Source organism: Aquitalea sp. ASV15 (assembly GCF_016429115.1).
GTDB lineage: Bacteria > Pseudomonadota > Gammaproteobacteria > Burkholderiales > Chromobacteriaceae > Aquitalea > Aquitalea magnusonii.
Map to the genome: position 1 here is coordinate 1 of NZ_JAELTZ010000074.1, position 13,239 is coordinate 13,239.

Annotated in this window: 14 protein-coding genes; 11 read left to right on the forward strand and 3 right to left on the reverse strand. The window is 61.8% G+C overall.

Translation table 11 applies throughout. From position 1 onward, the window contains the following. A partial coding sequence (locus JHD64_RS19505; protein WP_370540988.1) for a sigma-54 interaction domain-containing protein occupies positions 1-981 on the reverse strand: 981 nt, incomplete at its 3' end. Between the two features lie 133 nt (positions 982-1,114). Here JHD64_RS19505 and JHD64_RS19510 point away from each other — a divergent pair. Then, positions 1,115-1,474, forward strand: a complete 360-nt coding sequence (locus JHD64_RS19510) for a carboxymuconolactone decarboxylase family protein (RefSeq protein WP_059285351.1) — start codon at positions 1,115-1,117, stop codon at positions 1,472-1,474. 229 nt (positions 1,475-1,703) lie between these two features. Then, complete coding sequence (locus JHD64_RS19515; RefSeq protein WP_199055150.1) at positions 1,704-3,014, forward strand: NAD(P)/FAD-dependent oxidoreductase; 1,311 nt, start codon at positions 1,704-1,706, stop codon at positions 3,012-3,014. A 32-nt stretch (positions 3,015-3,046) separates the two neighbouring features. Here JHD64_RS19515 and JHD64_RS19520 read toward each other — a convergent pair whose 3' ends face one another. After that, a complete protein-coding gene (locus JHD64_RS19520; protein ID WP_059285365.1) occupies positions 3,047-3,415 on the reverse strand; it encodes an Mth938-like domain-containing protein in 369 nt (122 codons plus the stop codon). 247 nt (positions 3,416-3,662) lie between these two features. Here JHD64_RS19520 and JHD64_RS19525 point away from each other — a divergent pair, with 247 nt between their 5' ends. The 9 genes from JHD64_RS19525 to JHD64_RS19565 all read left to right on the forward strand — a co-directional run bounded on the left by JHD64_RS19525 (position 3,663) and on the right by JHD64_RS19565 (position 12,483). After that, positions 3,663-4,892, forward strand: a complete 1,230-nt coding sequence (locus tag JHD64_RS19525; RefSeq protein WP_059285366.1) for a pyridoxal phosphate-dependent aminotransferase — start codon at positions 3,663-3,665, stop codon at positions 4,890-4,892. A 138-nt stretch (positions 4,893-5,030) separates the two neighbouring features. Then, positions 5,031-6,341, forward strand: coding sequence for a homoserine dehydrogenase (locus tag JHD64_RS19530; RefSeq protein ID WP_059285349.1), 1,311 nt, complete (start codon positions 5,031-5,033; stop codon positions 6,339-6,341). Between the two features lie 47 nt (positions 6,342-6,388). Then, positions 6,389-6,736, forward strand: coding sequence for a hypothetical protein (locus JHD64_RS19535; protein ID WP_146215961.1), 348 nt, complete (start codon positions 6,389-6,391; stop codon positions 6,734-6,736). A 65-nt stretch (positions 6,737-6,801) separates the two neighbouring features. Beyond that, on the forward strand, positions 6,802-8,211 hold the full coding sequence (gene thrC, locus JHD64_RS19540; RefSeq protein ID WP_059285347.1) for a threonine synthase: 1,410 nt from the start codon (positions 6,802-6,804) through the stop codon (positions 8,209-8,211). A gap of 140 nt (positions 8,212-8,351) precedes the next feature. Continuing rightward, positions 8,352-9,026: a flagellar basal body P-ring formation chaperone FlgA gene (gene flgA, locus JHD64_RS19545; RefSeq protein ID WP_233170623.1), complete on the forward strand. Its 675-nt coding sequence runs from the start codon at positions 8,352-8,354 to the stop codon at positions 9,024-9,026. A gap of 71 nt (positions 9,027-9,097) precedes the next feature. Then, positions 9,098-9,400 (forward strand): flagellar biosynthesis anti-sigma factor FlgM, encoded by a 303-nt coding sequence (gene flgM, locus JHD64_RS19550; RefSeq protein WP_059285363.1) that lies wholly within the window; start codon positions 9,098-9,100, stop codon positions 9,398-9,400. A gap of 25 nt (positions 9,401-9,425) precedes the next feature. Next, positions 9,426-9,890: a flagella synthesis protein FlgN gene (locus tag JHD64_RS19555; RefSeq protein WP_158527726.1), complete on the forward strand. Its 465-nt coding sequence runs from the start codon at positions 9,426-9,428 to the stop codon at positions 9,888-9,890. Between the two features lie 111 nt (positions 9,891-10,001). After that, entirely contained in the window at positions 10,002-10,922 is a 921-nt protein-coding gene (locus JHD64_RS19560) for a CobD/CbiB family protein (protein ID WP_059285345.1), read from the forward strand. Between the two features lie 121 nt (positions 10,923-11,043). Beyond that, positions 11,044-12,483, forward strand: a complete 1,440-nt coding sequence (locus JHD64_RS19565) for a DEAD/DEAH box helicase (protein ID WP_199055154.1) — start codon at positions 11,044-11,046, stop codon at positions 12,481-12,483. Positions 12,484-12,623: 140 nt separating this feature from the next. On the opposite strand, the gene JHD64_RS19570 is transcribed toward JHD64_RS19565, so the two are convergent. Beyond that, on the reverse strand, positions 12,624-13,190 hold the full coding sequence (locus tag JHD64_RS19570) for an LUD domain-containing protein (protein WP_059287145.1): 567 nt from the start codon (positions 13,188-13,190) through the stop codon (positions 12,624-12,626). Positions 13,191-13,239 lie beyond the last annotated feature (49 nt).

Consider the following 13,239-nt stretch of genomic DNA (forward strand, 5'->3'; position numbering starts at 1 on the left):
GATGGTCAGCACATTCAGCCGGTAGTAGAGATCGGCGCGGAAGCTGCCGGCGCTGACTTTTTCTTCCAGCCGGGCCGAGGTGGCGGCAATGATGCGGATATCCGCGCGCAGCACGCGGTTGGAGCCCAGCTGTTCGAACTCCTTGTCCTGCAATACCCGCAGCAGCTTGGCCTGCAGTGCGGCCGGCATGTCGCCGATTTCATCCAGAAACAGCGTGCCGCCATCGGCCAGTTGCAGCTTGCCGCTGCGACCTTTCTTGTCCGCCCCGGTATAGGCGCCGGCGCTGGCACCAAACAACTCGGCTTCCAGCAGGGTGTCGGGAATGGCCGCCATGTTCAGGCTGACCAGCGGCTTGCCTGCCCGTGGCGAGGCAGCGTGAATGGCGTGGGCCAGCACTTCCTTGCCGGTGCCGGTTTCGCCCAGCAACAACACCGCCCCTTCCAGCGGTGCCGCCAGCCGCGCCTGGCGCTTGACCTCGCTGATCAGCGGGCTGTCGCCGACAAAATGTTCAAAGCTGTATTTGGCACGGCGGGCCTGCGCCAACGATTCGCGGGTGGCGGCCAGTTCCTCGGCCAGCCGGGTGAATTTGGCCACCAGCGGTGCCAGTGACTGGATCTGGTCGAACAGGGCAAAGCCGACCGCGCCCACCGTACGGCCGCTTGCATCCTTCAGCGGCAGGCGGGTGACCACCAGCTGGTCGTCGCCGGTGGGCATGATGTCCAGCAGCATGGGTTCGCCGGTGCGCAGCACCTCGCGCATCTGGCTATTGGGAATGACGTTTTCCACTGGCTGGCCCAGTGCGCTTTGCGGGTCGGCAAAGCCGAAGCGCCCGGCATAGCGGGCATTGATCCAGATGATGCGCGCCTGCTCGTCCACGATTACCGTGCCCTGGTAGAGATCGTCCATATGCTGGAACAGCGACTGCATCGCCCATTGCCGGACGTGATCATAATCTGCCAGTTCGGAAGCGGAGTGGGGCACGGTCTGTCCTTGGCCAAGGTGGATGCGGCAGATTACCACGCAGGCCGGGCGCATCGCCAAGCTGCTTGGTCGGCTTGCAATATTATATAAAAATATATAATATAAATCATGCAAAACAGCTGAGGAGCTTTCCATGAGTCATGATTACACCGCACTGGCCCGCGATCTGGGCAGCAAGCTGGCCGACTTCCGCCGCGAAATACCTGAAACCATGAAGGGCTTCGGCCAGATGAGCCGCGCCGCCCATGCCGATGGCGCGCTGTCCAACAAGACCAAGGAGCTGATCGCGCTGGCCATCGGCATCGCCAGCCGTTGCCAGGGCTGTCTGGCCTTCCATAGCAAGGCGCTGGTGGAGCTGGGTTGCAGCCGCGCCGAGTTCATGGAAATGCTGCAAGTGGCGGTGTACATGGGCGGCGGACCGTCGCTGATGACGGCGGCAGAGGCGCTGCAAGCTTTTGAAGAGTTTGGTGGAGAAGCGGCCGCTCATGCCTGATGGCTGACTGGTGTGCGGCATGCCAAGGGTGTTGTCGTCTGGAACTGGCCCCGCTTGCGGGGCCTTTTCATGTGTTCTGCTGAATAAGCCAGCCGGTAGTGCCCGGCCAGATGGCCGGTAGGTGCTCGCAGTCATGGCAAATATGCTACAGCGCGATCTGCATGGATGGCAGATCGCATCTTGCCCATGACATCGCGCATGGCTTTCAATTTCTACCGCAGGAAAATACATGACGAGCCAACACTCTGCTTTACCCACCATTGTCATCGTTGGCGGCGGTGCCGGCGGCCTGGAGCTTGCCACCCGTCTGGGGCGTACCCTGGGAAAACGGCAGGCAGCACGCATCATGCTGATCGACAGCGCGCCAGCGCATATCTGGAAACCCCTGCTGCACGAAGTGGTCAGTGGCGCACTCAATACCGGCATGGACGAGGTCAATTATTTTGCGCATGGCTACCGCAATGGCTATGTCTTTGAATATGGCCGCATGCAGGCACTGGATCAGCAGCGGCGCTGCGTGCAGCTGGCCGCCGTGCTGGACGAAGCGGGCAAGCTGCTCAGCGCTGAGCGCGAAGTCCACTACGACTATCTGGTATTGGCTGTTGGCGCCGAAACCAATGATTTTGGCACGCCAGGGGTCGCACAGTACGCCATGCAGCTGAATAATGCAGCCGATGCCAAGCAGCTGCGCCAGCGCGTGCTGGAGCTGGCATTCCGCTGTGCCAATGCCGCCGACACTGACAGCACGCTGCAGATTGCCATTATTGGCGGTGGCGCCACGGGGGTTGAGCTGGCGGCAGAGCTGCATCGCGCCCTGTTCGAGCTGCATTTGTATGGCGCCAATCTGCAGCCGGAGCGGGTGAAAATCTATGTCATCGAGGGCGCCGAGCGTTTGTTGCAAGCCGGCACACCGGCATTGTCGGCCTATGCCGAGCAGCAACTGAGCGCCAGCCATATCACGGTGATGACCAGCAGCCGCGTGGCCCAAGTGCAGTCAGACAGGGTGGTGCTGCAAGGTGGCAAGGAAATCGCCGCCGACCTCATCGTCTGGGCCGCCGGGGTCAAGGCGCCAGACTGGCTGGCCGGGCTGGATGGCTTGCGCACCACACGCAGCAAGCAACTGACGGTGGATGAGTATTTGCGCTGCCAGGGGAGTCAGCATATTTACGCCATCGGAGATTGTGCTGCCGCGCCAGACAGCCATGGCAGCCATCCCTTGCCCGCCACTGCCCAGGTGGCGCATCAGCAAGCGCGCTGGCTGGCGCAAACCCTGCAATTGCAACTGCAAGGCGGCCAGGGACCGGCCTTTGTTTTCCATCCCAAGGGAATGCTGGTGTCGCTGGGCCAGCAGGGTGCGGTGGGTAATCTGCTGGCCGGGCCCAAGCGCCAATATCTTGTCGAAGGGCGCGGTGCCAGGCTGATCTACAACGGTCTGTACCGTCAGCATCAGGCGGTGCTGTATGGCTGGCGTCTGGCCGGTTTGCTGTATCTGGGTGACAAGCTGCGGCAAAGCGCGCAGCCAGCGCTCAAGCTGCATTAAATCCGCCTCGCGGCCGTGCTGCCCGTGCCGGTTCAGATCGCCAGAATGGCGGCCACCACGCGTCGGTCTTCTGCCATCAGGATATTGAAGGTGCGGCAGGCGGCCTGGGTATCCATCACATCCACGCCGATGCCGGCATTGACCAGTGCGGCCATCAGGCGCGGATGGAAAAAGCGCAGGCTGGCGCCGGAGCCGAACAGCACCACCTCGGGCTGCAAATCCAGCAGCATGTTGAAATGTGACTCTGCCAGGCTGGAGAAGTCATCCACACCCCAGGGCTGTACGCTGTCCGGCGTCACGATCAGATTCCCCTCGTGACGTTCGGCATTGATCAGCACATGGCCTTCGCCATAACCGGTAAACAGGTTTTTGCCCTGTCCCAGGGCCTGATGCATTTTCATGGGCTCGCTTTCCTGCAAGGGTATTGATGGTGCTGACGCCGGCGCTGGTGGCGCGCTGGCGCATGCGCGCACTCCGTAATGCAGTGCAGCACGGTTTGGGATAGGATTATACCCTGACCTGCCGTTGCCGGACGGTGTCGCCAATGGCCGGGACAGACAAGGGACTCCAATGAAAGACAACAAACCGCGCCGCCGCAAGACCGCCGCAGGGTCCGGGGCGCGGCCCGTGACGGAAAAACAGGCCACCATGCAGCCAGTACACAAATCGCAGAAGCTCGCCAATGTTTGCTACGACATCCGTGGCCCGGTGCTTGAGCATGCCAAGAAGATGGAAGACGAAGGCCATCGCATCATCAAGCTGAATATCGGCAATCCTGCGCCATTCGGTTTTTTTGCCCCGGATGAAATCATCGAAGACGTCATCGTCAACCTGCCGTCCGCTTCTGGCTATTCCGATTCCAAGGGCCTGTTTGCCGCGCGCAAATCCATCATGCATTACGCCCAGGAAAAGCACCTGCCCAATGTCAGCATGGACGACATCATCATCGGCAACGGCGTGTCCGAGCTGATCGTGATGGCCATGCAGGCACTGCTGGACAATGGCGACGAAGTGCTGGTGCCGGCACCGGACTATCCGCTGTGGACGGCCGCCGTCAGCCTGGCCGGTGGCAAGGCGCTGCATTATGTCTGCGACGAAGAGCAGGGCTGGTTCCCCGATATCGACGACATCCGCGCCAAGATCACTCCCAATACCCGCGCCATCGTGGTGATCAACCCCAACAATCCCACCGGTGCGGTATACCCGCCGGCGCTGTTGCAGCAGATTGTCGAGCTGGCGCGCCAGCACCAGCTGATCATCTACGCTGACGAAATCTACGACAAGGTGCTGTACGACGAAGTCAGGCACACCTCCATCGCCGCGCTGGCGCCGGACCTGCTGGTGGTCACCTTCAACGGCCTGTCCAAGAACTACCGCGCCTGTGGCTATCGCGCCGGTTGGATGATTCTGTGTGGCGAGAAAAAACACGCGCGCGACTATATCGAGGGGCTCAACATGCTAGCCTCGATGCGGCTGTGTGCCAATGTGCCGGCGCAGTTTGCCATCCAGACCGCCCTTGGCGGCTACCAGAGCATCGACGACCTGGTGGCACCCAGCGGCCGGCTGGCCCGCCAGCGCGATCTGGCGCACAAGCTGCTCACCGACATTCCGGGGGTGACTTGCGTCAAGCCGCAAGGCGCCTTGTACCTGTTCCCCCGACTTGACCCGAAAATCTACCCCATCAGTGACGACCAGCAGTTCATCCTGGAACTGCTGCAGGAAGAAAAAGTGTTGCTGGTGCAGGGCAGCGGGTTTAACTGGATTGCGCCGGATCACTTCCGCGTGGTATTCCTTCCTAACTCGGATGACCTGATCGAAGCAATAGGCCGCATTGCCCGTTTCCTGGCGCGTTATCGCCAGCGTCACGGCACCGCCTGATGCATCACGTGGCCGACGGAGAGTACATTCGTCGGCCATGTCATCTGCCTGAAGACCTCCTGGCAAGCCGGCCACAGCCGTTTTGCCAAGAGGCCGTCGGCCCGGGACAAAACACTAGAGACAGACATGGAGATGGTAATGAAACCGATCAATATTGGCCTGATGGGCGTGGGGACTGTCGGTGGCGGTGTCGCCACCGTACTCAAGCGCAATGCCGAGGAAATCGCCCGCCGCGCCGGCCGTGAAATCCGCCTGACCATTGCCTCGCGCCGCAATCTGGAGCTGGCGCGCCAGCTGGTGGGCGACGATGTCAAACTGGTCGCCGATGCCTTTGCCGTGGTCAACGATCCGGAAGTCGACATCGTGGTCGAGCTGATCGGTGGCGACACCGTGGCCAAGGAACTGGTGCTGCAGGCCATTGCCAATGGCAAGCATGTGGTGACCGCCAACAAGAAGCTGCTGGCCGTGCATGGCAATGAAATCTTTGCCCGCGCCCAGGAGCAGGGCGTGATGGTGGCCTTCGAGGCGGCCGTGGCCGGTGGCATCCCCATCATCAAGGCGCTGCGTGAGGGCCTGTCGGCCAACCGCATCGAATGGATCGCCGGCATCATCAATGGCACCTCCAACTTCATCCTGACCGAAATGCGCGAAAAGGGTGCCAGCTTTGCCGACGTACTGGCCGAAGCGCAGCGCCTGGGTTACGCCGAAGCCGACCCCACCTTCGATATCGAAGGTCACGACGCCGGCCACAAGCTCACCATCATGGCTGCCCTGGCCTTTGGCATTCCCATGCAGTTTGATCGCTGCTATCTGGAAGGCATCAGCAAGCTGGACGGCGTGGACATCAAATACGCTGAAGAACTGGGCTATCGCGTCAAGCTGCTGGGCTTTACCCGCCGCACCGATGCCGGCGTGGAACTGCGCGTGCATCCGACGCTGATTCCGGAAAGCCAGCTGATTGCCAACGTCAACGGCGTGATGAACGCGGTACTGGCCAAGGGCGATGCCGTCGGCCAGACCCTGCACTACGGTGCCGGTGCCGGCGCGCTGCCGACCGCCTCCGCCGTGGTGGCCGACATTGTCGACGTGACCCGCCTGCTGACCGCCGACCCGGAACACCGCGTGCCGCATCTGGCCTTCCAGCCGGATCAGCTGAAAGACCTGCGCATCCTGCCGATCGACGAGGTATACAGCTCTTACTACCTGCGTATCGGCGCCGCCGACCGCGCGGGTGTGCTGGCCAATATCACCGGTCTGCTGGCAGAAAACGACATCTCCATCGAAGCGCTGATCCAGAAGGGCTCGGCCAGCGAAGGCAATGCCGAAGTGGTCATCCTCACCCACCGGGTGCAGGAAGGTGCCATCAACGCCGCCATCGCCGCCATCGAGGCACTGGACAGTGTGGCCGGCAAGGTAGTGCGCCTGCGCATGGAAGAACTCAACGACTAAGGCATTCGCCCCGTCATTGCCGGCGGGGCGGCGACTGGATGGTTGCAATGGCAAGACTCTGGATGAATGGCGTAGGCATGGCCTGCGCCCTGACTGCTTCGGCGCTGTATGCCACGCCGCTGACGCCCGGCCAGCATAATCTGCTGCAGGGCTTCCTGATGCGCAGCTGTATCAAGCGCACCCCGGCATCGGACGGGGTGGCCGAGCACTCCGACGCCCAGGTCCAGAAATACTGCCAGTGCGCCAGCGAACACCTGGCCAACACCTTTACCTCGGAAGAAGTGATGGGGGTGTTGACCGGACAGATCCGCAAGGATGATCCGCGCGGCAAAAAGCGGCTGGCAGAAGCCTCCGCTGCCTGCAGCCACCATCTGGATGCCAGTGGCGCCGAATAACAGGCTGCGGGCAGCGCGTCCTGCCCGCAACAGCCCTCCAATTTGTACAGGTTGACCAACTGATCATGAAGTATCTCAGCACACGTGGCGGCATGCAGCCGCAAAGTTTCAGCGACATCCTGCTCATGGGCCTGGCACCGGATGGTGGCCTGGCGCTGCCGGAAAGCTACCCGCAGATCAGCCGCAGCCAGCTGGATGCCTGGCGTGGTCTGTCCTATGCCGAACTGGCATTTGAAATCATCCGCCTGTTCGCCACCGATATTCCCGAGGCCGACCTCAAGGACATCGTCAGCCGCACCTATACCGCGGCCGTGTTTGGCAGCGAAGCCATCACCCCGGTCAAGCGCCTGTCCGATGGCCTGGTGATTCTGGAGCTGTCCAATGGCCCGACGCTGGCCTTCAAGGACATGGCCATGCAGTTGCTGGGCAATCTGTTTGAATATGTGCTGGCCAAGAAAGGCCAGTCGCTGAACATCCTGGGTGCCACCTCCGGCGATACCGGCAGTGCCGCCGAATACGCCATGCGCGGCAAAAAGGGCATCAATGTCTTCATGCTGAGTCCGGATGGCCTGATGAGCGCCTTCCAGCGCGCACAAATGTTCAGCCTGCAGGATGCCAACATCCACAACATCGCCATCAAGGGCATGTTCGACGACTGTCAGGACATCGTGAAGGCCGTGCAGAACGACCACGCCTTCAAGGCCAAATACCAGATCGGCACCGTCAACTCCATCAACTGGGCCCGCGTGGTGGCGCAGGTGGTGTACTACTTCAAGGGCTATTTCAACGCCACCAGCAGCAATGACGAACAAGTCAGCTTCTGTGTGCCGTCCGGTAACTTCGGTAATGTCTGCGCCGGCCATATCGCGCGCCAGATGGGCCTGCCGGTACAGCGCCTGATCGTCGCCACCAACGAAAACGACGTGCTGGACGAATTCTTCCGTACCGGTGTCTACCGTCCTCGCGGCACGGCCAATACCTATGTCACCTCCAGCCCGTCCATGGACATTTCCAAGGCCTCCAATTTCGAGCGCTTCGTGTTCGACCTGCTGGGCCGCGACGGTGCTGCGGTCAAGGCGCTGTGGGCCGATGTCGATGCCGGCAAGGGTTTTGATCTGTCCGCCAGACTGAGCGATGCAGCCGGCAAGTTCGGATTTGTCTCCGGCAAGAGCAGCCATGCCGACCGCCTGGCCACCATTCGTGCCGTGGATGCCAGCGATGGCGTGGTGGTGGATACCCATACCGCCGACGGCATCAAGGTGGCCCGCGAGCTGCGCCTGCCGGGCGAAACCGTGGTCTGCCTGGAAACGGCGCTACCGGCCAAGTTTGCCGATACCATCCGCGAGGCACTGGACCGCGATCCGCCGCGTCCGGCCGGTTTCGACGGCCTGGAAGATCTGCCGCAAAAAGTGGTGGTATTCGACGCCGATGCCGCCAAGGTCAAAGCCTTTGTCGAACAGACGCTGGCTGGCTAAGATAGGCCCAAGTCAGTCAGACAGGCTCCGTCAGGAGCCTGTTTTTTATTGCAGCATGCAACTGTTGCCGGCTTTGCCACTCTGATGGCAGTCGGCTTGCGCCGATACGCATTGGCAACCGGACTGGATACAATGGCAGGATGAAATTCCCTTATCTGTTTCTGAGCATGCTGCTGTCCGGCATGGTGTGCGCTGCGGCCAACCAGGACATGGCGGCACTGGAAAAACTGGCCGACCGCTTCATGCAGCAGGAGGTCAGCCAGCGCCAGGCCAGCTACAAGCTGGGGCGGCTGGATCGGCGGCTGGTACTGCCCGCCTGCAGCAGCCCCAAGGTGGATTGGTCCAATACGGCCCAGACCAGTGGCAATACCAGCCTGGTGATCGTCTGCCCCGATAGCGGCTGGAGCATCCGCCTGCCGGTGACCGTCAGTGAAAAGCAGCTGGGCGTGGTACTGACCCGCTCGGTGGCGGCTGGCGAGGTGCTGCAGGCTGGCGATGTGAAGCTGGTGGAAATGGCCAATCCGGCGATGGCGCGCAATGTCATCAACAGCGTTGACCTTGCGGTCGGCCAGAGCATGCGCAGCGGGGCACCGGCCGGCAGCTGGCTGCGCAATTTCATGGTGCATGCCCCCTATGCGGTGCGCGCCGGACAACCGGTCAAGGTGTCGGCCGGGGGCGACGGTTTCAGCGTGCTGTCCGAAGGCACGGCCAATGGCAATGCCGCGGTCGGCGAAGCGGTGTCGGTCCGGCTCAGTAGTGGCAGGGTGGTGCGCGGAATGGTACAACCGGATGGCACCGTCAGCCTGTCGTACTGAATAAATTTTCAAGAGATTGCTTTTTCAGCCGATAATAGAACAAACCCCTCGTTAGTTTGGAAGGTCCCACCATGAAAATCGACAACTCGGGCAGTGCGGTTGGCGCCTATGCCAGCCAAAGCAAGCTGGCCAAGCGCGATGCCGGCACGCAAGCCTCTGCGACCAGTGCGGCCCCGACCGATAGTGTGGAAATCAATCCGCTGGCCAGCCGTATCAGCGCCCTGGCAAGCCAGGCGGGCGATAGCGAGCCGTCGTTCGATGCCGCCAAAGTGGATGCCATCAAGAGCGCCATTGCATCCGGCAGCTTTTCGGTCGATCCGGGCAAGATTGCCGACAGCCTGATCGCTTCCACCAAAGAATTGCTGAACCAGTAAGCCCGGCGCAATGGTTGACGCTGCCATGAATCAACAACCAGGCTTTGCCGAGCTGTGCCAGGCGGAAACCGCCCATGTGCTGCGGCTGGTTGAACTGCTGCAGCAGGAACAGCAGGTGATGATTGCCGGTCAGGTGCATTTGCTGGAAGCGCTGGCCGACAGCAAGAGCAAGGTACTGGACGAACTGGCCCGCCAGTCGCAGCAGCGTGCCCAGTTGATGAAGTCGCTGGGCCTGTCGGATAGCGACACCGTGTATCTCTGGCTGGCGGACAAGCCGGCCGAGCGGCAGGCCTGGCTGGCACTGGAAGACCAGATCCACCGTGCACAGGGCATCAACCAGCTCAATGGCAGCTTTATCGAGCAGCAACTGGGGCAGGTTGAAGAGTCACTGGCGGTATTGCGCCAGGCCGCGGCTGCCACCCTCAGCTATGACCGTGGCGGCCAGCAGCCGCAGCCGGTAGGCGGCCGCCGCTTTCTCGGTTCGGCCTGAGCCGGTTTTCTCGCGCTTTCTCCCGCCTGCTGCTGCGATGTGGTGGGCGCAGCAGCCCCTTATGTGGTATCTTCGCCGCTAGGCCTGAGCAAACCACCATCCAAAAATCTGATGACCCTGATTTCCCTGATATTTGCGCTGGCACTTGAACAGCTGCGCCCACTGGGCAACCGTAACCGCGTCTGGCATGTGTTCACCCGTTATGCCAATCACCTGGAACGCAACCTCAATGCCGGTGCCAACCGGCATGGCGTGTTTGCGTGGATGCTGGCCATCCTGCCGCCGGTGTTGCTGAGCCTGCTGGTATACTACGCCCTGTATGCGGCCAACCCGCTGCTGGCCATCCTGTGGAACGTGCTGGTGCTTTATCTCACCATGGGCTTCCGCCACTTTTCCAGCGCTTTTTCCGAGATTTCCCTGGCCCTGGCCGAGGGGCGTGATCTGGACGCCCGTATCGCACTGTCGCGCTGGACTGGTTTGCCGGCGGCCGAATTGTCGGTGAGCGAGATTTCACGACTGGCCATCGAGCAGGGAGTGGTGGACAGCTATCGTCACGTATTCGGCACCATGTTCTGGTTTGTTCTGCTGCCGGGTCCGTCCGGTGCCTTGCTGTACCGTCTGTGCAGCATGCTCGGCCAGAAGTGGGGGGGCCGTCAGGCAGAGGAAGACCGCTTTGGTCGTTTTGCCGGCAGTGCGGCTGCCTGGCTTGACTGGTTGCCGGTGCGTCTGACCGCAGCCAGCTTCGCCGTAATGGGCGATTTTGAAGACGCGGTTTACTGCTGGCGCTCGCAGGCAAAAACCTGGGGCAATTACGCTAACGGCATTCTGCTGGCCTCGGCGGCCGGCGCGCTGGGCGTCAAACTGGGCGATCCGCTCCGACAGGATTACACCATCAAGTTCCGGCCTGAACTGGGCCTGGGCGACGAGGCTGATCCAGGCTTTCTGAAAAGTGCCGTCGGACTGGTGTGGCGCTCAGCCCTGCTTTGGTTGTTTGTCGTCCTGTTGCTCAGCGTTGCCAATCACATGGCCTGATGCCTGCCAACCGCCGCCCGTGATGGGCGGCGTTGCCATTTCAGCACGGTCATGTTCATGAACAAGGGGATGCGTCGCCCGCTGCGCCGCCATCACCCAACCGAATTGCAGGAGCACACACATGCTGTTTTCCGAACTCGGGCTGTCGCCCGAGATTCTTCGTGCCATTGAAGAGCAAGGCTATACCGAGCCTACCCCCATCCAGGCCAAGGCCATTCCGCTGGTTCTGTCCGGTCGCGATCTGCTGGCGGCGGCGCAAACCGGCACCGGCAAGACTGCCGCTTTCATGCTGCCCATCCTGGAGCGGCTGAAGAAATTCGCCAATACCAGCGTATCGCCGGCCATGCACCCGGTGCGTGCGCTGGTGCTGTCGCCCACGCGCGAGCTGGCCGACCAGATCGGCGTGAATGTAAAAACCTATACCAAGTATTTGCCGCTGCGTGCCACCACCGTGTTTGGCGGCATGAATATGGACCCGCAAACCGCCGAGCTGCGTCGTGGCATGGAAATCGTCATCGCCACGCCGGGCCGTCTGCTCGACCATATCCAGCAGAAAACCATCCAGCTGAACAAGGTGGAAGTGCTGGTGCTGGACGAAGCCGACCGCATGCTGGACATGGGCTTCATCCAGGATATCCGCAAGATCATGAGCATGTTGCCCAAGGAGCGGCAGACCCTGCTGTTCTCGGCGACTTTTGCCACGGAAATCAAGCGCCTGGCCGCGGACTTCATGAAAGATCCGCAGACGGTGGAAGTGGCGCGGCAGAATGCCACCAACGAGCAGGTGGAGCAGCTGGTGTATTCGGTGGATGCCGGGCGCAAGCGCCATCTGCTGAGCCATCTGATCAAGACCCGCGACATGAGCCAGGTCATCGTGTTCTGCAAGACCAAGATCAGTGCCGACCAACTGGCGCGTGATCTCAAGCGTGATGGCCTGGTGGCCGAAGCCATCCATGGCGACAAGGCCCAGGCCTCGCGCCTGGAAATCCTGTCCTCCTTCAAGGAAGGCAGCCTGCGCGTGCTGGTGGCCACCGATGTGGCGGCCCGTGGCCTGGATATTACCGAACTGCCCTTCGTGGTGAATTACGAGCTGCCCAATTCGCCGGAAGACTATGTACACCGTATCGGCCGTACTGGCCGTGCCGGTGCCAGTGGCATCGCCATTTCGCTGATGAGCCCGGCGGAAACCCGCCAGCACGAGGCGATTGAAAAGCTGACCCGCCAGACGCTGACACCGCAGGTGGTGGAAGGCTTCCAGCCGGGAGCCGCCGCCCCGCGTGACGAAGCCGCGCCGCGCCGCGAATCTTCCCGTGGCGAGGGGGGGCGTGATTATGGCCGCGAAGGAGGCCGCGAAGGCCGCAGCAGCCCGGTGCGTTCCACCCCGCGTGAATCGCAGCGTGATCCGATGTCCTTGCCGGCTTCTGCCCTGATGGTGGGCAAGTCGGGCGAGGGCCTGAAAACCATCAATCCGACCGCGGGCAGCCGCCGTAGCCGCAAGGCACAGCGCGAAGTGCCGGCCCTGCTGCTGCCGCCGCGTTACAAGGTGGAAGTCAACCGCTGAGTATTGACCGCTGCCAGCTCAAAACCGCCCGTCGCCAGACTGGCGGTTTTTTCATGTCTGATCGACATGGTGGAGAGAAATGGCGGGCAGAAAAAAGGCCCCCGCAGGGGCCCAAGGAAGCAATGCTCCGTGCGTACAAATCAGACAAAAATCACCAGTGCGGCCATGGCGCCATGGGCACCCATTACCAGGCTTTGTTCGATATCCGCGGTGCGCGACGAGCCGGAAATGAAGGCACCAAAGCCGTGCTCGGCCAGCTGGATGCGGGCATAGGCATCGCGCATGGTGTCCACCATGGCCTCACGCGGCACCACCAGTACCAGCTTCTGGGTGAGGAAGTAAATCGAGCGGAAACGGTTGTCCGGATGGCTGACCCAGACCGTGGCATTTTCTGCCACCGCCAGCTGGCCGGGGACGATGGCGACGTCGACATCGTGCCAGGCATGTGGATCATCCACTTCCTCGTGCTGTGGCACGGTGAGGTCGACGGTGCGACCGGCATCCGGCCAGCGCGCAGCCACGACATCGGCCACGCTCTGCCCATCCGGCAACTGCACGGCATCGCCGCCCAGATTGCGGATCAGCGTGGCAAAGGCTGCAAACTGATCATCGTAGCGGATGAAGGGTACGGCATGGATGTCCGGCAATGCCGTGGCGGCCGGGCGGTTCTGGCGGATACGGGCCAGTATGGTGTCACGGGCGCTCATTGTTGGCCCTCCTTGTCCTTCTTGTCCTGGCGGCGCTGCTGGTACAGCT